Origin of the sequence: Halomonas sp. H33-56, from assembly GCF_040147035.1 — a bacterium.
Taxonomy (GTDB): Bacteria; Pseudomonadota; Gammaproteobacteria; order Pseudomonadales; family Halomonadaceae; genus Halomonas; species Halomonas litopenaei.
This window is the reverse complement of record NZ_JAMSHP010000001.1, coordinates 1,022,630-1,044,850: the sequence shown is the minus strand read 5'-3', so window position 1 is coordinate 1,044,850 and position 22,221 is coordinate 1,022,630. Positions and strand designations below refer to the sequence as shown.

Sequence of the window (22,221 nt, the reverse complement as noted above, 5' to 3'; positions counted from 1 at the left end):
GACAACACTGGCAATCCATGAGTGACGCATCTTACCGTGACGCCATCTTTTCCACACCCCTGGACAAGGTGGCGCGCTTTTCGTTCGACGAGCGGGTCGTCGCCTGCTTCCCCGACATGATTCGCCGATCGGTCCCCGGCTACGGCCAGATCCTCGGCATGCTGGGGGTGATCGCCGAGCGCCACCTGCGCCACGGCGCCCACGTCTATGACCTTGGCTGCTCGCTTGGCGCCGTGGGCCTGGCGCTGGCCGGCCAGCTACCCAGGGACGCCTTCAGCCTGACCGGGGTCGACCTGTCCCCGGCGATGGTCGAGCGCGCCCGCCAGACCCTCGAGCACGAGTGCCCCGACCACGCCATCGAGGTGATCGAAGGCGACATCCGCCACCTCGACTACCGTCCCAGCGGCATGATCGTGTTAAATTTCACGCTGCAGTTTCTGGCCCCGGAAGACCGCGACGGTGTACTCGAGAAGCTCTACCAGGCGCTGGAGCCCGGCGGTGTATTGATCCTGTCGGAGAAGATCAAGGCCGGTGACGAACAGGACAATGCCTGGCTGGTGGAGCGCTATCACGACTTCAAGCGCGCCAATGGCTACAGCGACCTGGAGATCAGCCAGAAGCGCAACGCGCTGGAAAACGTGCTGGTGCCCGACACCCTGGAGCAGCACCACCAGCGCCTGGCGCGGGTAGGCTTTGCGCGCTCGCTGACCTGGTTTCAGTATCTGAATTTCGCCTCCATGGTGGCCTTCAAATGATTCCCGAGCATCAGCGCGATGTGTACCGCGCCTTTCTCGAGCAATCCTTCCGCCACGCCGGCATGGGCGACTGGCTTGCCCGCCTGCCCGAGCAGTTCGCCCGTGGCCTCGACCGCCAGCGTCACGGCGACCTGCCGGCCTGGGAGAAGGCGGTGGCCAAGCTGCCGGCGCTGCCCGACAAGCGTCAGGTGTACCTGGATCGCGACGAGGTCACGGTCGAGCTGGAGCTTGATGACAGTCGTCGTCGCCAGAGCGAGAACCTGCTGCGCGCGCTGATGCCGTGGCGCAAGGGCCCGTACCGGCTGGCAGGCATCGCGATCGATACCGAGTGGCGTTCGGACTGGAAGTGGCAGCGGCTGGCGCCGCACCTGTCGCCGCTGCGCGGTCGACGGGTGCTCGACGTGGGTGGCGGCAACGGCTATCACGCCTGGCGCATGGCCGGCGCCGGCGCCGACTTCGTGCTGGTGATCGATCCCTCACCGCGCTTCTACTGGCAGTTCCAGGCGGTAAAGCACTTCGTCGGCGATGCCGACGGCGGGCGCACCCACTTCCTGCCGGTGGGCATCGACGATGTGCCCCAGGGCCTGGGCTTCTTCGACAGCGTGTTCTCCATGGGCGTGCTCTACCACCGCCCTTCCCCCCTCGACCACCTGATGCAGCTACGCGACGCCCTGCGTCGGGGCGGCGAACTGGTGCTCGAGACGCTGGTGGTGGAAGGCGACGAGACCCGGGTACTGGTGCCGGGCGATCGCTACGCGGCGATGCCCAATGTCTACTTCCTGCCATCGTCGCGCGCCCTGGTGGGCTGGCTCGAGAAGGTCGGCTTTTGCGACGTTCGGGTGGTGGATGAAGCCGCCACCAGCCTGGAGGAGCAGCGCTCCACCGACTGGATGACCTTTCAGTCGCTGGGTGACTTCCTGGACCCTGAACGCCCCCACCTGACCCGAGAAGGCCACCCGGCACCGCGTCGGGCCGTCGTGATCGCGACGCGCCCAGCCTGATCCCCTGCCCCCCTGCCCCCATAAGACGCGACGCCCCGCTGATCCAGTCAGCGGGGCGTCGTCGCCAGGGGCTGTGCCAGGGGCTGTGTCAGTGGCGGATCCGCGTCAGACGAAGTCCAGCACCATGAAATGGGGATTGTCGACCAGCACTTCCATGCGGGTAATGTCGTCGAGCACCACCATGCGCTCGCCGCGCTCTGTCTTCAGCGACAGACACTCCTCGCGATCCTCGTTGAAGGCGGTATCCAGTGCCTCGCCGTGCTTCTCGTCACCGTCTCGCAGCGACAGCTTGACCGGAAAATGGTACAGGCAGGCGATTTCGATATTGTCATAGAGATGGCAGGCCACCATGTTCGTGCCCTCCCTGCTTCCGTGGGGGAATGGAAGACGTCGTCATGACGTCACACGCGACGCATCCTGCCTTTGGTCTAGCCCAGGCACCAGCCCGCCACCATCTGGCTGCGCAGTTGGAGTTAAATCCATCGGAAAGCACTAGTATCCTGATTCAACCAGGCCACTGAGACGCCGCTGTTGCAGCGAACCAACGATGGTGAAGCCGGTCCCGGACGTCAGCGCTTGAGCAGCTCGCGCACGTCCTTGGCCTCCCAGTGGGGGAAGTACTTGCGCACCAGGGCGTTGAGTTCCAGCTCGAAGCCGGCCCAGTCGACCTGCTCGGCAGCGCCGCCTTCGACACTGGCCGCACCGCGAATCATGCCGGCGCCCACGGTGACGTTGGTCAGCCGGTCGATGACGATAAAGCTGCCGGTGCCAGGCACCCGCGCGTAGTCATCGATGGGCACCTCTGCGGTCAGCGCGACCCGGCAGCGGGCGATGGCGTTGAGCTCGAGTCGCTCGGCACCATGACGCTCCAGGCTGTTGACGTCGACCTGATAGTGGATGGCGTCGACGTGGCCTGCCACGGCACGCCCGGCCATGCGGATATCGTACTGACGCCCAGGCTCGAGGGCGTCGTCGTGCATCCACACGATGTCGGCGTCGAAGGCATTGGACAGGGTGATGTCGGCGTCCGCCGCCACCAGCCAGTCGCCACGCGAGATATCGATCTCGTCTTCCAGGGTCACGGTGATGGCCTGGCCCGGGTAGGCGTCGTCAAGATCGCCTTCGAAGGTGACGATACGCTCGACCCGGCTGAGCTTGTTGGACGGCAGCGCCTTTACCGCCTGGCCGGGGCGCAGGATGCCCGCCTCCAGGGTGCCGGCGTAGCCGCGGAAGTCGAGATTGGGGCGATTGACGTACTGCACCGGGAAGCGCAGATCGCTCAGGTTCTGATCCCGGCTGACCTCCACGGTCTCCAGAAGCTCCAGCAGCGCCGGGCCCTGGTACCAGTCGAGGCGCTCGCCGCGATCGACCACGTTGTCACCCTTGAGCGCCGACAGCGGCACAAAGTGAATGTCGCTCGCATCGAGCTGCTCGGCGAAGGCGCGGTAGTCGGCGACGATCTCGTCGAAGCGCGCCTGGGAGTAGTCGACCAGATCCATCTTGTTGACCGCGATGACCAGATGCTGGATGCCCAGCAGGTCGGCGATGAAGCTGTGACGACGGGTCTGGGTCTGCACGCCATAACGGGCGTCGATCAGGATCACCGCGAGGCCGGCGGTGGAGGCACCGGTGGCCATGTTGCGGGTGTACTGCTCGTGCCCCGGGGTGTCGGCGATGATGAACTTGCGCTTGTCGGTGGAGAAGAAGCGATAGGCCACATCGATGGTGATGCCCTGCTCGCGCTCCGACTGCAGACCGTCGACCAGCAGCGCCAGATCCACCTCTTCGCCGGTGGTGCCCTTGGTCTTGGAGGCCTGGGTGATGGCCGCCAGCTGGTCGTCGAAGATCATCTTGGAATCGTGCAGCAGGCGACCGATCAGGGTCGACTTGCCGTCATCGACGCTGCCGCAGGTGATGAACCGCAACAGGTCCTTGTTTTCGTGCTCGTGCAGATACTGCTCGATGTTGTCAGCAATCAGACTGGACTGGTGAGACATGCTGTACCCCTGATGGTGACCCGACGTCGTGCTGGACGCCGGGCCCTTGATCTGTCATCTGCGTCCTCGCTCCCGATCACTGTCGGCCGGAGCAAGGCGCGTGGCTGCGTGCGGTCGGTGCCGGCGTCAGAAGTAGCCTTCGCGCTTCTTCTTCTCCATGGAACCGGCCTGGTCATGATCGATGGCACGGCCGGAGCGCTCGCTGGTACGGGTCAGCAGCATCTCCTGGATGATCTCCGGCAGGGTCTGGGCCTTCGACTCCACCGCACCGGTCAGCGGATAGCAGCCCAGGGTGCGGAAGCGCACCCACTTCTGCTCGGGCTCTTCGCCCTCGGCCAGGGGCAGGCGCTCGTCATCGACCATGATCTGCATGCCGTCGCGTTCCACCACCGGGCGCGGGGCGGAGAAGTAAAGCGGCACGATGTCGATGTTCTCGAGGTAGATGTACTGCCAGATATCCAGCTCGGTCCAGTTGGACAGCGGGAAGGCACGGATCGACTCGCCCTTGTTGATGCGGGCGTTGTACAGATTCCACAATTCCGGACGCTGGTTCTTGGGGTCCCAGCGGTGGTGACGGTCGCGGAAGGAGAACACCCGCTCCTTGGCACGGCTGGCCTCTTCGTCGCGGCGGGCGCCACCGAAGGCGGCGTCGAAGCCGTACTGGTCCAGCGCCTGCTTGAGGGCCTGGGTCTTCATCACGTCGGTATAGCCGCTGGAGCCGTGGTCGAAGGGGTTGATGCCGGCGGCACGCCCTTCCTCGTTGGTGTGGACGATCAGCTCCATGCCCGCTTCCTTGGCCATGCGGTCGCGGAAGGCGATCATCTCGCGGAACTTCCAGGTGGTGTCCACGTGCATCAGCGGGAACGGCGGCGGGCCAGGATGGAAGGCCTTGCGCGCCAGGTGAAGCATCACCGAGGAGTCCTTGCCGATGGAGTAGAGCATCACCGGGTTCGAGAACTCGGCGGCCACTTCACGGATGATATGGATGGACTCCGCCTCGAGCTGCTTGAGGTGGGTCAGTCGCTTCGGCGTGAGCGACGCCTGGGCGGCGCGCTCACGGGCTGGTGCGGAAAGGCTGGTCATGGCCGGACACCTCGCATGACGGGAAAAGTGGAGATGTCAGCGAGGATACTGCGGGGCGAGTAATAACGTAAAAGAATTAATAACTATCTTTTTAGAACCAAGCGTAAGACTCCTAGATATCGACGCGCTCCACCCAGGTCTGCCACTCTCCCTCTCGTTTCAACTCCACCACCCGGTAGCCGGGGCGCGACGCCTCGTCCACGGCGAAGTCCTCGCTGCCGGGCAGGAACTGGTCAGAGGTGGAGGGACAGGCGTAGACGTCGACCCTTCCATGGGCCAGAGACATCACGCCGTGGAAGGCCTGATGCACGTGACCGCACAGCACCATCTTCACCTGAGGATAGCCGTCCAGCACCTCCCAGAAGCCGTCGGCATCTACCAGGCCCAGGGCGTCGATCCAGGCGCTGCCCACCGCCAGCGGCGGATGGTGCATGGCGATCAGGGTCGGCCGGTCGTCCTCGGCCAGACGCGCGCCGAGCGCGGCCAGGGCCTCTTCTCCGAGCTGCCCGGTGGCCTCACCGACAAGCTGGGTGTCGAGCTGCAGAAGCCGCCAGTGGCCGGCCTCGACCTCGGGCAGGATGTCCCGCTCGGCGCCCATCAACGCCACGTCGTCGTGATTGCCGGGAATCCAGAACCAGGGACAGTCGAGCTCGCTCAATCGCTCGGTGGCGAGCCGGTAGGCGGCCTCGGACTCGTCCTGGCTGATGTCACCGGTGACCAGCACCAGGTCCGGGCGGTCGGCGTCCACCGCCTTGACCACCGCCTCAAGCTGATGGGCGGGCAGGCCTCGGCGCGAGCGCGCCATCGGGTCGGCGTACAGGTGGCAATCGCTAATCTGGATCAGGCGCATGGAGATCTCTCGACGGGCGGCAACGGCGAACCGGCTCAGGGCAACTGCGGCAGATCCAGCGAGTGGCCGTGGGCCAGCCCGTGATCGAGCCATTCGCCGAGGAAGCGATTGATCTGCAGCTTCTCGTCGGGCTGGTGCATATGCGCGTTGGGATAGCGGTAGCGGCCATCGAAGTGGCGCCGGCGCTGAAAGTCGGTGACCTCGGCCATGCGCACATCGTGATAAAGGTGCACGCGCATGCGCGGGCTGTCGATGACGCCGTCGAGGATACCCTCCTGGCTGACGCGAATGATGCTGGTATAGGGCGCCAGCTCTTCGACATGCAGACGCAGGGCACCGAGTCGACGCTCGCCGTTGAGCAGTTCGACCTCGCGACTTTCGCCCTCTTCCAGCTCGCCCAGCAGGCGCGTCAGGCGGATGTAGTTGGCCGTGCACTCGCTCTGCAGGGTGCGCAGATCGGTGACGTAGGCGCTGCGTTGGGTCACGCTACCTCCTTGCTCTCAACGACGCCCGTTCGGCGGCCAGCCAGTAAAAGCCGATCAGGCACATGGCGTTATCGAGTCTCCCTTGATTGAGAAGTTCCCAGGCACGATGAAATGGCAACACATGGACGCGGATATCCTCGTGCTCTTCGTCCAGGCCATGCACCCCACCCAGTCCGCTGGTATCGACGAGACCGCAGAAAAGCGTCACACGTTCGTCGCAGGCACCCGGACTAGGATAGTAGCTATGCAGCAAGATGAGGTCCCCGACCTCGCAACCGGCCTCCTCGAGGGCCTCGCGACGGGCCACTTCCTCGGCAGACTCGTCCTTGTCGACCAGTCCGGCCACGCACTCGAGCTTCCACGGGGTGTGGGCGTCTTCCATTGCGCCGGCACGGATCTGCTCCACCAGCACCACGCTGTCGCGTTCGGGGTCATAGAGCATGACGCCCACGGCGTCGTGCCGGCTATGCACCTCGCGCACCACCGCCTCGCTCCAGCCACCTTCGAACTTGCGATGGCGGAAGGTCAGCTTGTCCAGACGAAAGAAGCCCTGGTGCAGGCAATCGCGTGACACCAGTTCGACGTCCTGGGCGGTAAAGGGGGCATCGATGTTGCTCGTTTCCGGCATGGGGACCTCCGCAGACAGATCGGCCCATTATCCGGATCGGTCAGGGGCCCCACAAGGCGAGTCCAGGTGGGGCCTCCTGTCAAGGCGGGAAACGACAGGGAAATCGGCGCGGGTCAGAGCTCGTTGAGCGCCTGATCATAGCTCGTTGAGCAGGGCGCGCGCCTCGGCCTTGAGCGCCTCATCAGAGGCTTCGCGTCCGGCGCGAACCGCGCCGGCGATGGCCTTTTCTGCGTGCTGGCGGGCCTCGGCGTCGCGGCCCTCGTCGGCCAGGTAGGCGGCGTAGTAGTAGTTGACGTCGATACCGCCGGGGCGAATCGTCAGCGCGCGCTTGAACATTTCCTCGGCCTTGTCGTCATCACCGAAGGCCACCGGCCAGCCCGGAGCACGGTCATACAGCGCCCCCAGGGTCACGTAAGCCGAGCCATCGAGGCCGTTGGCGTCCAGTGCGATGGCCCGCTCCAGCGCCCGCCGCGCGGCCTTGGCGTTGTCCAGCGCGCCGAGCCCGCCCTTGGCCTTGGCCAGGGACGCCTCGATGATGCCCTCCCAAACCAGCAGCTCGCTGACGTTGGGATTGGCCGAGCTCAGCTCGTGGGCCTCGGCGGCCAACGCCGTCAACGGGGCTTCCTGGGCCGACAAGGCGCTCGAGGTGGTGACGCTTTCCCAGCGGTTCCTGAGCTGGTCGAGCTCACCCTGCCAGGCCAGCGCCACGCCGCTGGCGAGGCAGGCGGACAGGGTAACAAGCGTCAGTGCCGTCGTGGCCAGCAGCCGACGCGGGCGTCGACGCAACGCGGTAGATGGAACATCAGGCGAGGCGGAAAACAGGGTTCGTGACATTTGGCGGCTCCGGATACTGTTATTGTGATGCACCCTGATGCTGGGTGGTCATGGTGGGCGGCCGTAGTGCGCGATCAGGCCAAGCCATCAGGCCGAGCGATCAGGCCAAGCGCTGCCGAGCACTAACCGGCAGCGTTGTGACCCGATACGGAAAGCCACACGCGTTCTGGCGCCCTCCCCGAAATGTAACGAACGTTTGATTTATTCGCCAGTCGCATTCTTCGTCGACCGCTCACTGCATCGCTCCCCTGACCTTTCCCCCACCACCCAAAGCGCTTGCGACCTGACCCAAGTCGCGGCACCCTCGTGGACCTTGTCTGATTCAACGACTCACCGAGGATCGCCATGAAAGGCCGCAACATGACTCGCTGGCGTGACCCGGCGAAGGATCCCCGTCAGGAACCCAAGAGCAACCTGATTACCCTGGAAGGTGCCGAGCGCCTGAGGGGCATTCTCGACCACCTGAGCCGGGTCAAGCGACCGCAGCTATCGGCCAAGGTCGGCGAGGCGGCGGCCCTTGGCGACCGCAGCGAGAACGCCGACTACACCTACAACAAGAAGGAGCTCAACCGGGTCATCGGTCGCATTCGCTACCTGACCAAACGCCTGGATGAGTTGCAGGTGGTGGACCGCCTGCCGGCGGACACCGATCGGGTGTTCTTCGGCGCCTTCGTCACCCTGGAGGACGAAGACGGTGAAGAGATGTCACTGCGCATCGTCGGCCACGACGAGACCGACACCAGCAAGCGCTGGATCAGCGTCGACGCGCCGCTGGCCAAGGCGCTGCTGGGCAAGTCGCTGGACGACGAAGTGACGGTGGCCGCCCCCGGCGGGGAGACCACCTGGCTGATCACCGAGATCCACTACCGCACGCCGGGTCAGAAGACCTAGCCCAGCAGGCACTTAGCCCGGCAGGTACCTAGCTAGCCCCTGGCGAGGCGGGCACGGTAGACCCGAAAACGGCCATTGTCGGCCAGGATCTCGAAGCCGCCGAAGGCCTTCTCCAGGGGATCTGCGTAGGGCAGGAAGGCGTTGGCCACCAGGATCAATTGCCCGCCTGGCGTCAGGTGCTGGGGCGCCTCCTGGATCAGACGGGCCGCCGGGCCGTAGTCGATGGAGCGCTCCTGGTGAAACGGCGGATTCGAGACGATGGCGTCGAAGCGACGACCCGCCAGCGCCGAGTAGACGTCGCTTTCCAGTGCCTCGCCGTTTAGCCCATTGGCCGCCAGCGAGCGCTGGGTCGCTTCCACCGCAAAGGCGCTGACGTCCACCGCGGTGACATCACGCCCCTGCTGTGCCATCCAGGCCGCCAGAATGCCGTCACCGCAGCCCATGTCGAGCACCTGGCCCCGGGGCAAGGCGGTCTCTAGCTGCTCGATCAGAAGCCCCGTGCCCTCGTCGAACTTGCCGTGTCCGAAGACGCCTGGATGGCTTGCCAGCGTCAGGCCGGCGGCCTCGAAACGCGTCCACACCGCTTCCGGATCGAGGGGCTGGGGCGCCGAGCGGGTCGCGAACAGCGAGCAGCGCCGGGCGCTGTCGAGCTTGCGACAGCCCATGCCCAGAGCCGCCAGCACCTTGAGTACCCGCTTGATGCCACCCTGGTGCTCGCCCACCAGTTGCATCGGCGTGCCTTCGGGCAATACCTGACACAGCCACAACAGCCACCACTCCCCTAGGGCGTGGGACTTGGGCCAGAACAGCACCACCCCCGGCGGCGGCGACGCCTCGGGCGAGAACGGCGACAGCGCCGGGCGCCCCTGGGCCTGCCAGGCGGCACGCACCGACACATCGGCGCTGATCAGGGTCCCTTCGCCCTGCTCGAGCCAGCTATCCCGAGGCGGCGCCACCCACCACCAGCCGCGATAGTCGGCGTCCTGACGCTCGAGCAGTTGGCACACCGGGGTTTCGGCACTCATGTCGGGGTCTCCTCACGGGTGTCAGCGCCGCCGTCGCGCGGCGATGGACGCTCCTCGGGGTCGGCCGGACGGCGGAAGGTATAGAGCAGATAGCGGCCCAGCCGCCAATGGGGGTCCAGGCGGCAGTAGGCGTGCTCCAGCGCCACCAGCTTGTCGAGTTCCTTGTCGTTCTGGGGCGGGTGGCGCAGGTAATCGTGGAACACCCTGATCCCCGCCACGCCCTCGCAACGAAGCCCGGCTTCTTCGGTCCAGGCCATCACCTGGTCATGGGTCAGCGGCGAGATCGGTGTCAGCCGCTGACGCTGCCCCTTGCCCTCGAGCCGATCCTCCAGCGCCTTGTCCAGGTTGCCCTTGACCACGTTGGACAGCCGCAGGGCGTCGCGGTTGAACACCATCAGCGACAGTTGAGCCCCTGGCGCCATCAGCGCGGCCAGACGATCGATGGCCGCCCTGGGGTCGCCCAGCCATTCGAGCACCGCGTGGCACACCACCAGCGGCCAGGGCCCAGGGGCCTCGCCCGCCAGGTCCTGCAGCGGCGACGTCAGATAGCGGACCCGGGACGCCTCGACACCCTGGGCGTCGATCGCCTCCCGGGCCCGGTCGAGCATTTCGCCGGCGGGCTCGGCCAGCGTCACCGCATGCCCACGCTCGAGAAACCACTGGGCCTGCTGACCGAGCCCCGCCCCCACGTCCAGCACCGGCTGGCCTTCGAGATCGAGCATCTCCGGCAGTAGGCGGTCCAGCAACGACAGGCGCAGCTCGCCGCGCAGGTGCCCGTAGAGCGACGCCGAGAACTTGTCCGCCAGTCCATCGAAGTGGCGATCGCCATGGACAGACAGCGGCGCACCGCCGGACGCATGACCAGCAACAGAAGCGGCAGCATCAGAAGCAGCGACAGAACCAGCAGCGGGAGTGACGGCAGCGTCACTCGTGGGGTGTTGAGACATCGAAAACGCCAGACAGGTGTGGATAACAAAGAGCCGTGGCGCGCATTCTACCGAGCCAGGCCAGCGCTGACACCCGCCCTCATCACCTGCCTAGCCACCTTCCCTGCCACCGTCCCAGCCACCTTCCCTGCCAACTGCGGGTTTATCTTGGCGAGTCAGCCGCTTATAATGCCGCCCCAACGCCCTCTTAGCTCAGCAGGATAGAGCAGCCGCCTCCTAAGCGGCAGGTCGCAGGTTCGAATCCTGCAGAGGGCGCCATGTCAGCCCTGCGATCCATGCCCCCTCCCCTGACATTCCGGCGCTTTTTTCCCCAATTATTGATCCTGGATATTGCTGCAAGCCCTTCCTGCCCGGGCTCAACCGTACTTTTGCACCTCATCAATCCTGCTGCTCGAAGATGACCCACGCCTTGTTTTTAGCCCAATTCGGTGTTGCCACAAGATCGACACCGGCCATCAGACCGACAACAGCAAGCAGCCCTTAGAGGAGCTTTCAGCCACCTCGACCAGCAGGAAACCCAACAGGTCAAACATGAGATTGAGCAGAGACAATTGGCCGCTATCGGTGCTCTCTTCCTCAAGTTGCTACCGCTAACTCACACCAGCGACAACTACTGAACAGAGATTCCAGAGCTGAGCGGTAAAATACCGAGAGAGGCCATCCAGAACTGCAGGGCGACAGCGAGACGCCTGAGGAGCTGGAGGCAACTCTGGGAAGCGCCCTACCCATCAACCCCGCCATACGGCGGGGTTGATCCGTTTTGAGCCCTATCAAACGCGCGACCCTGGCGCGCTCTCGACACCCCGCCCCGCCTGCGCGCTAAACCCGTCGGTTTTAATGCACTCATGCGCTGGCCGCCAACACGCACCACTACTAGGCTCTGACAGTTATAGAGGGTTACGAGGACTCATGCGGAATCACGCGAATTTATGCTGAGGATGCTACGCGTTGGAGTAGCGTCAGTGGCGGAAAGGATAAATCTATGCCAAGTTCGCAACGAGGTGGCTTAGAAGGGCCTGACTGGTCCGGAGCCTGCTTACGACACAAAGCGGACATGCCGGCAAAGGCAGCGTGCTCGGTCATCGGTGTTATGAGGCTGGAACGATAATTGATATTATACTACCAAGCTATACTTAATTTTCCTGATTTTCAGACGGTTAGGTGTGGATATGGCGCGCGGTATAACCCGAATGAACGTGCCGACGCGTTCAAGTCAATGAAACGAGCCGGCTGTCGAACACCTGTTAAATCGAAGGAAAGCAATGAGTGAAGAGCAAGAAGAAGCACAGGGAGTGACAGCCTCAGAGCGTTATCTCGCTTGGCTAGGTAAAAATACCTTTCTAAGTCCCTGGTGTTTTCCGAACCTGTACACAGACGAAGGGAAGAAAGCCGAGAGTGGCGATGGTAAAGAACTTTGTGACCTTCTTGTTGTTTTCAAAGAACACGTAATCATTTTCTCTGACAAAGATATTGCCTTTAAAGATACCGGTGATTTGGAAGTAGACTGGGGGCGCTGGGTAAGAAAGGCAGTATTAAAATCCGCGCCTCAAGTGTTTGGTGCCGAAAAATTTCTTTGCGAGCACCCTGGTCGAATATTTTTAGATCGAAAATGTACTCAACCCTTTCCGATTTCTTTCCCTTCCAACGACCAAATAAGAATTCATCGAATACTGGTCGCAAGAAACGCAGTAGAAAGGTTCAGAAAACATGCTTCGGGATCAGGGTCTTTGATGCTCAACCCGGCATTAATCGGGAAGGAAATGGAGAAAACTCCTTTCCAAGTTGGGTCGGTAAATCCTGAGAAAGGCTTCGTTCATGTGCTGGACGATTTAGCACTAGATACTTTGATGCGAGAGCTAGATACGGTTTACGACTTTACCAGCTATCTATCTGATAAGGAAGCATTGGTTTCGTCGGGCCGTTTAGCTATTTCGGCAGGTGAAGAGGATCTTCTAGGGTTTTATTTATCGCAATCGAACAAGGATCGTGACCCAGGTTTCTATGTTAACGACGAGGACCTCATTATTGTAGATGAGGGCATCTATGACGAAATAAAGGATTTGCCTCAATATAAGAAAGGCAAGGAGCTTGACGCATCTTCTTACTTTATTGACAGATTCATCGAGTATTTTGGTCAACATGCGAAAAACAATACGTGGCACTTCAGCAACGCTGAAGACTTCGACTCGGTTACCCTTGGCATTAGGGAATTTGCTTCCGAGTCGAGAGTTGGACGTCGAATCTTAGCAGATTCAATACACCAGAAAATCAGGTCTTTAAATCCAGACGAGAGGGGCGTCCGTCTCCTGCTATCCCCAACCAATCCTGAGACTATGTATGTCTGGCTAGTACTACCTATTTCCGGACATTTCGAGTCCTACCGGGAATATCGAGAATTTCGAGCTGGGCTTCTCATCGCATACTGTCAGTCCGCAAAGCTGCTTAAGACTGAACGGAGAATCGTGGTTGGAGTCGCCACCGATCCCCCCGGCTCAAATGGTGGTAGTGAAGATATGATATACATTGATACAGATACTTGGTCTGAAGATGACTACGCGGAAGCGCGAGACGTGCGTGAAAAACTTGGGCTATTTAAAGAAACTAATGTAATAGAAAAAAGCGAGAGGCACTACCAATATCCGGTAGAAAGAAAAAGCACTGATAACCGCGAAAAGCGACAAAAAGAAAAAGAACGAAAAAAGAAAAGAAACAATCAGAAGGGCGCAAGGCGAAAGAACCGGCGCCGAAAATGATTTAACCAGTGCATCAACGGGACCGGTTTCCGCTTCGCTCCAAACCGGCCCGTAATGCAGGCGTTATCTTCTCTGGCTAAACGTCCGCTTCTGGCTGACTGCCCCCCCCTGACCTTTCCCCTGCCCCCTCCCCCAGGAAGCGCTCCACAGCCCCATTCGAAAGTACTATGCAGAAACAGCAGCGGCCCGAAGGCGGCTTAGTGGCGGGATCTCGGGCTCTGTGCCAGCTTTCTAAATCAGAAATGTTTTGAAGACGATTCTCGAGCGGTGGCGAATCAGGCGCTGCGCCGGGCGGGCTATGTTGCGTCCTGTCGATGCGTGACGTCCCCGCCCACCCGAGGCTCGGACGACACCAGGCACGATCGGATCGACAGCACGACGGCGCGGATTGGCGGGATGGAGGCGATGTCCGCCCGGCTCAGACCACCATCGATAACAGAAAGGGAGTTCGGGAAGATGCTTCGTCACATGACCACGGCCACCGTCGCCGGGGCGCTGCTCTGCGCTTCGGGGCTCGCGCAGTCGGCCGTTCCACTCGATCAGGCAACCCTCAAGGGCGACGAGGTGATCGAGACGCCCGCCGGCGAGATCGAACTGCAGGACAGCTACTTCGATGAACAGGCGTCGCAGCGACTGTTCGATACCATGGACGTACAGCGGGCCGCCCAGGCCTATATCTGGTCGACGCCGCTGGTCAGCACGACGACCTGGCGGGACAACCAGGGCGAAGCCTTCGGTACCGATGAACCCGGTGCCTTTGCCGTCCTCGAGACGCTCAAGGAAAAACGCGGCATCGTCACCGCCAACCTGACGACCCCCTACATCTTCAACTTCACCGATCTTTCCGATGGACCGGTGCAGATCGACTACCCACCCGGCCAGACCGCCGGCGGGGTGCTCGACATGTGGATGCGCCCGGTATTCGACCTCGGCCTGACCGGCCCCGACAAGGGCGAAGGCGCCACCTACATCGTGGTCGGCCCCGGTGACGATCCCGACGACTACAGCGAGGAAGATGCCCACGTCTTCCAGAGCGAGACGAACAACGTGCTGGTGGGCATCCGTATCCTCGATCCCGACCCGGCCTACTACGACACCTATGTGTCCCAATACCAGATGGGGCCGGTGGGTGACACCTCGCCCAGCACCTTCGTCAAGGGCAAGGACGTCGAGTGGAGCGCCACCGCCCCACGGGGCCTCGCCTACTGGGAAAAGCTCGCCTCGATCATCGACGAAGAGCCGGTGCGCGAGATCGACAAGGCGTGGATGGCGATGCTCGCGCCGCTCGGCATCATCAAGGGCGAGGCCTTTGCACCGGACGAGCGCCAGCGAGAGATCCTGCTGCAGGGCGCGGCCCTGGGTGAGCTGATGACCCGCAACCTGCAGGTGAATCCGCGCTATGCGGATGTCTGGTGGGAGGGCACCTCCTGGTACAAGAGCTTCGACTTCGTCGTCGCCCAGGCCACCGATACGCTGCAGCAGATCGACGAACGTGCGACCTGGTTCTACGAGGCGGTCGGCTCCAGCGAGGGAATGGTCAACCCGACGCCCGGCGCGGGACAGGTCTACATGACCACCAAGCGTGACGCCAACGGCGACATGCTGCGCGCCGATCGCAACTACGTGCTGCATGTCCCGGCGGAGGTTCCGGTGGAGCAGTTCTGGTCGCTGACGCTCTACAGCGAAGACACTCGCCGCCCCTATGACAACGGAGGAACGGAGATCTCCGATGTCAGCCTCGACAGCCGCATGGAACAGCTCCAGTACAACGAAGACGGCTCCATCGATCTCTACATCGGTCCAGATGCCCCGGACGGCCTGGAAAGCAATCACATGAAGACGGTCGAGGATGATGGCTGGTTCGTGTACTTCCGCCTCTACGCACCAGGCCAGGCCTTCTTCGACAAGTCCTTCTCACTCCCGGACTTTGAACTCGTCGAGTAATCCCCTGTTCGACCCGCCGCCCTTGCCGGCGGGTCGCCCCTTTTCACGCCGCGGGAGCCGATCATGAAATGCCTGTCCAGACCCCTTCTGTGCGCCGGTCTTGCCCTGACCCTGCCACTGGCCCTGACACCGGTCGCATTGGCCCAGTCCGAGCGCGCGACGGAACTTGCCAACCTGCCCTTTGAACAGAACCGTCCCACCGAGCAGACCGCCCAACAGTTGATGGAGGAGCTGACCTTCCAGCGAGCGACACAGACCTATCTGTGGGCGCTGCCACTATTGAACACCATGGGAATGCGCGACGGCGCGGCGGAGGCCTTCGGCACCGGCTACAACGTCATGCCCATCTGGACCGAGCGCCTGGACGCCAGGACGCTGATCACGACGCCCAACTCGGACCTGATCTACGGCATGGTATTCGCAGACCTGGGCGAGAGCGGCCCGCTGGTCTTCGAGGCGCCACCGAAGCTGCAGGGTATCCTGCTGGATGCCTGGCAACGCCCGATTCCCGTCGACGGCGGCGAATACTTCGGTGATCTGGGCCTGCCGGGGCCAGACGGTGGCGAGGGCGGCAACTTCCTGATCGTGCCGCCGGGCTGGGAGGGCGACGTTCCCGAGGATCACTACGTCTATCGCTCGGGCACCAACAACGTCTTCTTCTTCCTGCGCTCGTTCTATCAGTCCCTCGACAACATCGCGCCGGCGACGGACCTGTTGAAACAGTCGCTGATCTATCCCCTCGGCGAGAAGGATAGCGCCAGGCCGATGGAATTCCCGGACGCCGCGGGCGGCTCCTACAACATGCTGCCGCGCTCCGATGCCACGGCATTCGACCAGCTCAAGTATCTGGTCGATACCGAAGGAGAAGCCCTTGCCGGCCCCGACTGGCTGGGCATGCTCGAGGGTATCGGTATCGCCTCGGATCGGGACTTCGCCCCGGATGAGTCGACCCGAAAGACACTGGAAGCCGCCGCCCAGACCGGCTACAAGACCAGCCGCGTCATCGGCTTCCAGCACGGTCTGAACGGCGAGGACTTCCGCGTGTACGAGGACCGCCAATGGCTGAATCCGGTCAACAACGTCTCGGCCCGCTGGCCCGACGTGCCGGTCGGGCTCGACTGGATGTCGAGCGAGGCGGGATACCGTGAACTGGACGCCCGCGCCTGGTTCTTCACCGACTACTTCTCGATCAGCCCCGGCATGGTGTCGATGACCCCCGGCAAGGGCGCCTTCTACATGATCGCCTTCGAGGATGCGGACGGCGAGCCTCTGGGCGGCGACCAGCACTACACCCTGACACTGCCCCCCGATATCCCGGCGGAACTGTTCTGGTCGGTGACGTTGTACGAGGCTGAGAATGCCTCGGGCCTCGACAATGGCCAACCGTTTCCCTCGCTCGGCAAGCTCGATGAACCCGCCCAGGAAGACGACGGCAGTACCCAGCTTTATCTCGGCCCCGAGGCCCCGGAGGGCCAGCAGGACAACTGGCTCGCCACCGCCCCGGGGCGAGGCTTCTTCGCCATCCTGCGCCTCTATGCCCCCGCCGAACCGGCGCTGGACGGCAGCTGGAAGCCAGGTGATATCGAGAAGGCGCAATAATCACAGGTCCCCCCGGGAAGGTGGCGGGCACCTGGCCAGGTGGTAACGCCCCCACGCGTTATTGCCTTGATGGAGAAAAACAGAAGGCCCGCCATAGGCGGGCCTTCGTCTTGATCAGCCATGCTGCAAGCCAAGTGGTTCGAGGGCCGTGCTTGGCTACTTGGCTTGGTCTTACTTGGCTTGGCTTGGCTTGGCTTAGCTTTCACAGTTCTCGCCGACCCAGTGACCTTCCTGCTCGATGGTGACCTGCTGGCCGTTGTCCATCTCGATCATGCTATTGAAGTGCTCGTCACTGTGCATCGTGATACTGGCATCGAAGGTGGTCGTGCGAGCGCCGGCGGGACAGGTTGCCTGGGCATCGATGGTATCGCCATCGCGTCTGATCTTGATGTCTTCGCAACCAGACGATGTCCAGTCCTCGCGCAACGTGGCGATCATGTCACTGGATTCTTCCGCGGTCATGCACTGCGTCTCGGCCGTCTCCTGAGTCATCTGCTCAGGCATCTGGTCGCCTGACATGCTTTGGATAATTTCCCATTGTCCAGGCTTGAGGTCGCTGGCCATGGCGCTGGTGGATACCGCGATCAGCAGAGAGGCAAGCAAGAGGTGTCGTGACATGGATCCTTCCCGTCTTTTTTTGGTGAAAAGTCGCCGAGGTATCGGCGCCCCCAGCCTATCTCACCAATGACCGGCAAAACGGAAAAACATCCAAAAGAAAGCAATTAAACAACAGAACGTTACATCAAGGATCGTGCTGTCGATGTCGGCACGTTCGCACGCGGGAAGCCATGATCCTGCCGACCCGGGAGGTTCACACCGGGCTCGTCATACCGTCTGTCAGGTCGCGCGTCATTCCTCTCGACTAGGCGCTGTCCGAAAAGTCGATGAGCGAAGGTTAGACAAGGCAAAAATCGGTGAGAAAGCGCAGTTTACGGGGTGTAAATGAGCATTTTGATCCGATTTTTAACGCCGTATTACCGAGCGCAGGCACTTTTCAGACAAGCCCTAGGCCAGGGCGAAGCCTGTGTAATCCGTCTGCGCATCTTCCCTTGGGCTATCGTGCAAGGGTGTCGACGCAGGGTCGATGTCTCTGCGCTCGTCTGTCTCGCTGGTCTGGCCCGTCAGCCGTCTCACCAGATCATCGACATAGGCGGCGACATCTTCCGGATCCAGGGCACGGTGAATGGTGCCAAGATATTCCGCCTGATCGGCTCCGTAGTCTCGGCTACCCAGCAAGGAACTCAGTCCACCGACCGGACCCACACGATTCTCGTGCCCGTAAGACTCGCCACGGGCCAGCAGCCCCGTCAAGCCGACCTCCATCGGTACGAATCTCGCAAGGCCTCTTGCGGCAATGCGTACGTCACACGCCATGACGAGCTCGTGGCCTCCATACCGGGCCATGCCTTCCACCTTGGCGATGGTGGTCTGCGGGAGGTCTTCGATTCGCGCAAGAAGACGCTTGAACTCACGCTTTCTGCTGTCGTCATCGCCGACCTGGGGGAACGAGGCACCCTTCAATGTCTTGTATCCCGCCAGGCGCGAGAACACTTCAGGGAACCGAGACTGAAAGACGATGGCATCGATTCTGGCATCGCGCTCGAGATGATCCAGCAGCTTGCTCATCTCGTCGAGAAAGATGGCACCATTCGGGTCCAGAGGGGCATCCAGGAAGGTCACCCAGGCGGCACCTCGGCGTACCGATACGTTAAAGGTGGTGAAATTTCTGTACTGCATGACAATCCCCTCGGACAGATTCGTGAATCCGTCGCCGGCCTGGCACTGCGGATGGTCGAGCCATTCTGCGCCTTGCACGCCGGCCTCCCGTGGCTACCATTCAGCTCGATGACACTCGGACCAACTTAGCCCAGTCGAGATGGCTTCAGAATGGCCGCTTTCCGGTTTCAGAATTCGCAAAATCCGTATAATGGGGACCAATTTTTGCCCTTTCAGGCACTTCCCTCACATTCTCTCCCCCGACAAGACGCCCGGCAGTGCCAGCTCTCTGTACCAGAGTTCCCTCTGCTAGCTCTCTACCAGCTCTCTTTACCGGTTCCCTCTGCCTGCTCTCTGCCAGTTCCCTCTACCAGCTCTCTTTACCAGTTCTCTCGGGCCGAGACGGCCTGCTCTCTCACAGATAGCTCCTGGCAGAGCGTTTCGGCGAAAGCCTTCACCCGCCGGGGTTGGTCGCGAGCGGGAGGAAACATCAGCTGCAAGGGCTTGGGGGGCGCTGCCACGTCCTCGAGCAGTGGCACCAGCCGCCCCTGTTCAAGGTCTTCCTGGACGTCCAGCTCGGACTTGAGGCAGATGCCATGACCTTCCACCGCCCACTGGCGCACCAGTGAGCCGTCGTTGGCGATCCGATTGCCCTTAACCGTCACCTGCTGCGGTGCGTCCTCAGGCCCAAAGCTCCAGACGTTGTCCAGCGCCGCACCAAAACGCATCACCAGGCAGTTGTGCTGTGCGAGTTCCGTGGGGATGCCAGGAACGCCATGGCGCTCCAGGTAGGTAGGGGCGGCACAGACGATCCGGCGAAACGATCCCAGCTGGCGAATGCGCAGGCTGCTGTCCAGCACTTGCCCGAACCGAAGCGCCAGATCAAAGCCCTGACCGACGATATCGGTGAAACCGTCCGACAGCGACAGTTCGAGCGATACATCCGGGTTTTCGCGGGCAAAGTTCGCCATCACCTGGGACACCACCCCGCGGCCCAGGTCGATGGGCACGCTGATGCGAATCGGCCCGGACAGGGTCTGGGCGCCATGACGAATGCGGGATTCCAGCTCCTCAAGCTCTGCCAGCACCTGCTTGGCGCCCTCGACCAGGGTACGGCCTTCTTCGGTGAGGCTGATGGAGCGGGTCGTGCGATTGATCAGCACCACGCCGAAGTACTGCTCCAGCGACGCCAGGCGCTCGGACACGGTGGTACTGGAAAGCCCCGTCTCTCTGGCCGCCGCCACCAGGCTGCCCTTTTCCACGATGGTCAGAAAGAGGCGCATGTTGTGAACGAGCATTATTCGGATTCTCCGGATTTATTTTTCGAATATAGGCGGTTTATCCCCCCAACCCCAGCCGATACCGTTCATCGCCTCACTGCTGGGCCGGTAGCCATGCTACTCCCTGCGGAGCCTTGAACGAGGCTTCGGTTGCCGACCCTCGCATTCCGAAGCTCCGGCCCCCCCGCCGTCCAACCAGCGTCTTCTCAGGAGTGATCCCATGCGCTTGTCTGCTTTCCCCCTGCTTGCCACCAGCGTCGCGATGGCAACGCTCTCGATCGCCGGCCCAGCCACCGCCGCCACCGAGGTGGTGCTGCGCTCGGAGGTGACGCCACAGCCGCTGAACCCTGCCAGAGGCGACGCCAGTCCCCAGGCCAGCGTGCTGTGGGGCGACATCACCAAAGATGTGCCCAGTGGCGCCATCATCGAGTTCAAGGAAGGCTTTGCCTCGCCCCCACATATTCACAACATCACCTACCGTGCGGTCGTCATCGAGGGTGCCGTGCACAATGATGACCCGGATGCCGCCACCATGTGGATGGGTCCGGGGTCGTTCTGGACACAGCCGGCTGGCGAGGATCACATTACCTCCGCCATCGCCGAAGAAGGCGCCACCATCTTTCTGGAAATTCTGAAGGGCCCCTACCTGGTCCAGCCCTCGGACCAGGCCTTCGACAATGGTGAGAAACCCGTCAACCTAGAAGCCGGCAATATGGTCTGGCTAGATGCCGATGCCATCAACTGGCTCGAGGTACCCGGCCAGTCGCAGGAAAAGGGCGCCGAAGTGGCCTTTCTCTGGGGAAGCACCGCGCCCGGAGAAGCCAACGGCTCCCTGCTGAAGATCCCGGCAGGAGGCTCGGGGACCATCAGCGGGGACGGTGATGCCTTGCGCGCAGTTGTCATCCAGGGCGACGCCGAACTGAGCGGGGCCGATATTCAGGGCTCGTCACCGCTTCCCTCTGGCAGCTATTTCAGCGCGAATGACGACTCGGCTCCGCTCTTGACCTGCACCTCGGACGCCGAATGCCTGTTCTACGTGCGCACGGATGGCAGCTTCGACTTCGCGTCGCGCTGACCTCCCGACGCCTCGCGTTCGCCGTGCCCCCGGCCTCCCGGAAAGATTCGTGCAGGCTCGATACCGCGCCTCTGCCCCGGGGGCCGCTCGGTGCTGCCGCCCGGCCCGGCCGGGGGGCGTTGCGCACGGTGAAGGCATGGTTAAAGCAAGGTCGAGGCAGGGTAAGGCATCGCCGGAGCACCACCGCGCCGCGGTCCTTTCAAGCCCTTGCCTCGGCCCTGCAGCGAACCGCGCTATCTGCAGCGTGGCGCTTGCCTTAAGCTGGTGCCGAGGCCATCAACGTCACCGGGAGCCTAGTGAATGGACACAGATGGACTACGCCTGTTTGTACTGGCGACCGAGACGCTGAATATCAGCGCGGCGGGACGCCAACTCGGCATCGCACCGGCGGTCGCCAGCGCTCGACTATCCAAGCTTGAACATCAGGTCGGTGCCGACCTGCTGCACCGCTCTACCCGCAAGGTATCGTTGTCCCAGGAGGGCGCGGCCTTTCTTCCCTTCGCCAAGGAGATGCTGGCCCAGGAGGACGCCGGGCTCGCCGCCCTCGGCAAGGACAGCGAAGAGGCGACCGGGCGCCTGCGATTCGCCGCCTCCAGCACCTTCGCCCAGCTCTATGTCGCACCGATTCTGCCGGAATTTCTCGAACGCTATCCCAGCGTCAGCCTGGAGTTGCGACTGTCGGATACCCAGACCAACCTGATCGAGGGTGGGTTTGACCTGGCCTTGCGCAACTATCCGATCGAGGACAGCAACCTCAAGGCGCGCAAGCTGGCCGACGACAAGCGCGTGCTGTGTGCCTCCCCCGACTACCTGAAGCGCCACGGCGTGCCGAGGACGCCGCAGGACCTGCAAAGCCATCGGCTGGTGGCCTTTCAGGGTGGCACGCCGCGGGCGTTATCAAAGAACGGGATGCGCACCCCTCACACCTTTCCCCCGGCCGGGGCCAAGCCCCGCGTCTATTGCGACGATGGCGCCAGCATGAGGGTGGCCGCAGTGGCGGGCACCGGCATCACCATGCATGCGCTGTGGAGCATCCACGAGGACCTGGAACAGGGGACGCTGGTCAGGATACTGCCCGACCACGAGGTCGACGATCATTCCGCCATCTGGCTGGTTTACCCGAAAGCCAACGTGCTGACGGCCAAGGTCCGGGTCTTCATCGACTTCCTGCTGGAGAAGATCGGCACTCCACCGATCTGGGACAGGCACTGACAGCACTACGCCCTACTACGCCGTACTACGCAGTAGCCGGCGCGCACTGTCAGCGATTTCCAGAAACTGATTCCCGGGTCATGGCGTTTTTTTCCAAGGCGGCATCGGCAATCCTGTAGGCATTGATCCACACCCCCTACAGGAGA

At 62.4% G+C, this 22,221-nt stretch carries 20 protein-coding genes and 1 tRNA gene; 9 read left to right on the top strand and 12 right to left on the bottom strand.

Annotated features, from left to right (window positions below; all coding sequences use genetic code 11):
* The first annotated feature begins 17 nt into the window (after positions 1 to 17).
* Together cmoA and cmoB are read left to right on the top strand one after the other, a co-directional pair.
* Positions 18 to 755, top strand: a complete 738-nt coding sequence (gene cmoA / locus NFH98_RS04740; protein ID WP_108131439.1) for a carboxy-S-adenosyl-L-methionine synthase CmoA — start codon at positions 18 to 20, stop codon at positions 753 to 755.
* Positions 752 to 1,756 carry a tRNA 5-methoxyuridine(34)/uridine 5-oxyacetic acid(34) synthase CmoB gene (gene cmoB, locus NFH98_RS04735; RefSeq protein ID WP_213227692.1) on the top strand — a complete coding sequence of 335 codons (1,005 nt, stop codon included), beginning with the start codon at positions 752 to 754 and terminating at the stop codon, positions 1,754 to 1,756. The genes cmoA and cmoB overlap by 4 nt, the downstream gene beginning before the upstream one ends.
* Before the next feature lie 105 nt (positions 1,757 to 1,861).
* Here the strand turns inward: cmoB and NFH98_RS04730 are convergent, their stop codons facing one another.
* The 7 genes from NFH98_RS04730 to NFH98_RS04700 all read right to left on the bottom strand — a co-directional run bounded on the left by NFH98_RS04730 (position 1,862) and on the right by NFH98_RS04700 (position 7,633).
* Positions 1,862 to 2,107, bottom strand: a complete 246-nt coding sequence (locus NFH98_RS04730; RefSeq protein WP_108131637.1) for a Rho-binding antiterminator — start codon at positions 2,105 to 2,107, stop codon at positions 1,862 to 1,864.
* A 218-nt stretch (positions 2,108 to 2,325) separates the two neighbouring features.
* The gene (cysN, locus tag NFH98_RS04725; protein ID WP_045994522.1) at positions 2,326 to 3,753 is read right to left on the bottom strand and encodes a sulfate adenylyltransferase subunit CysN; all 1,428 of its coding nucleotides are present in this window, start codon (positions 3,751 to 3,753) and stop codon (positions 2,326 to 2,328) included.
* Positions 3,754 to 3,879: 126 nt separating this feature from the next.
* Positions 3,880 to 4,836, bottom strand: coding sequence for a sulfate adenylyltransferase subunit CysD (gene cysD, locus NFH98_RS04720; RefSeq protein ID WP_045994523.1), 957 nt, complete (start codon positions 4,834 to 4,836; stop codon positions 3,880 to 3,882).
* 112 nt (positions 4,837 to 4,948) lie between these two features.
* A complete protein-coding gene (locus NFH98_RS04715) occupies positions 4,949 to 5,686 on the bottom strand; it encodes a metallophosphoesterase (protein ID WP_222515553.1) in 738 nt (245 codons plus the stop codon).
* A gap of 35 nt (positions 5,687 to 5,721) precedes the next feature.
* The gene (locus NFH98_RS04710; protein ID WP_045994525.1) at positions 5,722 to 6,171 is read right to left on the bottom strand and encodes a DUF1249 domain-containing protein; all 450 of its coding nucleotides are present in this window, start codon (positions 6,169 to 6,171) and stop codon (positions 5,722 to 5,724) included.
* A 1-nt stretch (position 6,172) separates the two neighbouring features.
* Positions 6,173 to 6,799: an NUDIX domain-containing protein gene (locus tag NFH98_RS04705; protein ID WP_108131435.1), complete on the bottom strand. Its 627-nt coding sequence runs from the start codon at positions 6,797 to 6,799 to the stop codon at positions 6,173 to 6,175.
* Between the two features lie 135 nt (positions 6,800 to 6,934).
* Entirely contained in the window at positions 6,935 to 7,633 is a 699-nt protein-coding gene (locus tag NFH98_RS04700) for a hypothetical protein (RefSeq protein WP_240184294.1), read from the bottom strand.
* Positions 7,634 to 7,978: 345 nt separating this feature from the next.
* Here NFH98_RS04700 and greB point away from each other — a divergent pair, with 345 nt between their 5' ends.
* Positions 7,979 to 8,524: a transcription elongation factor GreB gene (gene greB / locus NFH98_RS04695; protein WP_306169422.1), complete on the top strand. Its 546-nt coding sequence runs from the start codon at positions 7,979 to 7,981 to the stop codon at positions 8,522 to 8,524.
* Between the two features lie 32 nt (positions 8,525 to 8,556).
* On the opposite strand, the gene NFH98_RS04690 is transcribed toward greB, so the two are convergent.
* Entirely contained in the window at positions 8,557 to 9,549 is a 993-nt protein-coding gene (locus NFH98_RS04690; RefSeq protein ID WP_349622290.1) for a methyltransferase, read from the bottom strand.
* Positions 9,546 to 10,496, bottom strand: a complete 951-nt coding sequence (locus NFH98_RS04685) for a methyltransferase domain-containing protein (RefSeq protein ID WP_349622289.1) — start codon at positions 10,494 to 10,496, stop codon at positions 9,546 to 9,548. Before NFH98_RS04685 ends, NFH98_RS04690 begins: the two co-directional genes overlap by 4 nt.
* A 181-nt stretch (positions 10,497 to 10,677) precedes the next feature.
* Between NFH98_RS04685 and NFH98_RS04680 the strand changes: the two genes are divergently transcribed.
* The 4 genes from NFH98_RS04680 (at position 10,678) to NFH98_RS04665 (ending at position 16,792) form a co-directional block, all read left to right on the top strand.
* A tRNA-Arg gene (locus tag NFH98_RS04680) sits at positions 10,678 to 10,754 on the top strand.
* 1,004 nt (positions 10,755 to 11,758) lie between these two features.
* Positions 11,759 to 13,249, top strand: a complete 1,491-nt coding sequence (locus NFH98_RS04675) for a hypothetical protein (protein WP_349622288.1) — start codon at positions 11,759 to 11,761, stop codon at positions 13,247 to 13,249.
* A gap of 456 nt (positions 13,250 to 13,705) precedes the next feature.
* The gene (locus NFH98_RS04670) at positions 13,706 to 15,193 is read left to right on the top strand and encodes a DUF1254 domain-containing protein (RefSeq protein WP_349622287.1); all 1,488 of its coding nucleotides are present in this window, start codon (positions 13,706 to 13,708) and stop codon (positions 15,191 to 15,193) included.
* A gap of 63 nt (positions 15,194 to 15,256) precedes the next feature.
* Positions 15,257 to 16,792, top strand: a complete 1,536-nt coding sequence (locus NFH98_RS04665; protein WP_349622286.1) for a DUF1254 domain-containing protein — start codon at positions 15,257 to 15,259, stop codon at positions 16,790 to 16,792.
* Between the two features lie 195 nt (positions 16,793 to 16,987).
* Here the strand turns inward: NFH98_RS04665 and NFH98_RS04660 are convergent, their stop codons facing one another.
* The 3 genes from NFH98_RS04660 to NFH98_RS04650 all read right to left on the bottom strand — a co-directional run bounded on the left by NFH98_RS04660 (position 16,988) and on the right by NFH98_RS04650 (position 19,806).
* Positions 16,988 to 17,410, bottom strand: coding sequence for a DUF3617 domain-containing protein (locus NFH98_RS04660; protein WP_287162970.1), 423 nt, complete (start codon positions 17,408 to 17,410; stop codon positions 16,988 to 16,990).
* Positions 17,411 to 17,797: 387 nt separating this feature from the next.
* Positions 17,798 to 18,529 (bottom strand): enoyl-CoA hydratase/isomerase family protein, encoded by a 732-nt coding sequence (locus tag NFH98_RS04655; RefSeq protein ID WP_349622285.1) that lies wholly within the window; start codon positions 18,527 to 18,529, stop codon positions 17,798 to 17,800.
* 359 nt (positions 18,530 to 18,888) lie between these two features.
* The gene (locus tag NFH98_RS04650; protein ID WP_349622284.1) at positions 18,889 to 19,806 is read right to left on the bottom strand and encodes a LysR family transcriptional regulator; all 918 of its coding nucleotides are present in this window, start codon (positions 19,804 to 19,806) and stop codon (positions 18,889 to 18,891) included.
* Between the two features lie 202 nt (positions 19,807 to 20,008).
* On the opposite strand from NFH98_RS04650, the gene NFH98_RS04645 reads away from it, so the two are divergent.
* Entirely contained in the window at positions 20,009 to 20,863 is an 855-nt protein-coding gene (locus tag NFH98_RS04645; protein ID WP_349622283.1) for a DUF4437 domain-containing protein, read from the top strand.
* Positions 20,864 to 21,163: 300 nt separating this feature from the next.
* Entirely contained in the window at positions 21,164 to 22,075 is a 912-nt protein-coding gene (locus NFH98_RS04640) for a LysR family transcriptional regulator (protein WP_348827647.1), read from the top strand.
* The last annotated feature ends 146 nt before the right edge of the window (positions 22,076 to 22,221 follow it).

Excerpts from the sequence above, each read along its gene's own strand:
- NFH98_RS04705 (WP_108131435.1), bottom strand. The coding sequence starts at position 6,799 with ATGCCGGAAACGAGCAACATCGATGCCCCCTTTACCGCCCAGGACGTC.
- cmoB (WP_213227692.1), top strand. The coding sequence starts at position 752 with ATGATTCCCGAGCATCAGCGCGATGTGTACCGCGCCTTTCTCGAGCAA.
- NFH98_RS04640 (WP_348827647.1), top strand. The coding sequence starts at position 21,164 with ATGGACACAGATGGACTACGCCTGTTTGTACTGGCGACCGAGACGCTG.
- NFH98_RS04670 (WP_349622287.1), top strand. The coding sequence starts at position 13,706 with ATGCTTCGTCACATGACCACGGCCACCGTCGCCGGGGCGCTGCTCTGC.
- cysN (WP_045994522.1), bottom strand. The coding sequence starts at position 3,753 with ATGTCTCACCAGTCCAGTCTGATTGCTGACAACATCGAGCAGTATCTG.
- cysD (WP_045994523.1), bottom strand. The coding sequence starts at position 4,836 with ATGACCAGCCTTTCCGCACCAGCCCGTGAGCGCGCCGCCCAGGCGTCG.
- cmoA (WP_108131439.1), top strand. The coding sequence starts at position 18 with ATGAGTGACGCATCTTACCGTGACGCCATCTTTTCCACACCCCTGGAC.
- NFH98_RS04700 (WP_240184294.1), bottom strand. The coding sequence starts at position 7,633 with ATGTCACGAACCCTGTTTTCCGCCTCGCCTGATGTTCCATCTACCGCG.
- NFH98_RS04690 (WP_349622290.1), bottom strand. The coding sequence starts at position 9,549 with ATGAGTGCCGAAACCCCGGTGTGCCAACTGCTCGAGCGTCAGGACGCC.
- NFH98_RS04675 (WP_349622288.1), top strand. The coding sequence starts at position 11,759 with ATGAGTGAAGAGCAAGAAGAAGCACAGGGAGTGACAGCCTCAGAGCGT.
- NFH98_RS04730 (WP_108131637.1), bottom strand. The coding sequence starts at position 2,107 with ATGGTGGCCTGCCATCTCTATGACAATATCGAAATCGCCTGCCTGTAC.
- NFH98_RS04665 (WP_349622286.1), top strand. The coding sequence starts at position 15,257 with ATGAAATGCCTGTCCAGACCCCTTCTGTGCGCCGGTCTTGCCCTGACC.
- NFH98_RS04685 (WP_349622289.1), bottom strand. The coding sequence starts at position 10,496 with ATGTCTCAACACCCCACGAGTGACGCTGCCGTCACTCCCGCTGCTGGT.
- greB (WP_306169422.1), top strand. The coding sequence starts at position 7,979 with ATGAAAGGCCGCAACATGACTCGCTGGCGTGACCCGGCGAAGGATCCC.
- NFH98_RS04650 (WP_349622284.1), bottom strand. The coding sequence starts at position 19,806 with ATGCTCGTTCACAACATGCGCCTCTTTCTGACCATCGTGGAAAAGGGC.
- NFH98_RS04645 (WP_349622283.1), top strand. The coding sequence starts at position 20,009 with ATGCGCTTGTCTGCTTTCCCCCTGCTTGCCACCAGCGTCGCGATGGCA.
- NFH98_RS04655 (WP_349622285.1), bottom strand. The coding sequence starts at position 18,529 with ATGCAGTACAGAAATTTCACCACCTTTAACGTATCGGTACGCCGAGGT.
- NFH98_RS04715 (WP_222515553.1), bottom strand. The coding sequence starts at position 5,686 with ATGCGCCTGATCCAGATTAGCGATTGCCACCTGTACGCCGACCCGATG.
- NFH98_RS04660 (WP_287162970.1), bottom strand. The coding sequence starts at position 17,410 with ATGTCACGACACCTCTTGCTTGCCTCTCTGCTGATCGCGGTATCCACC.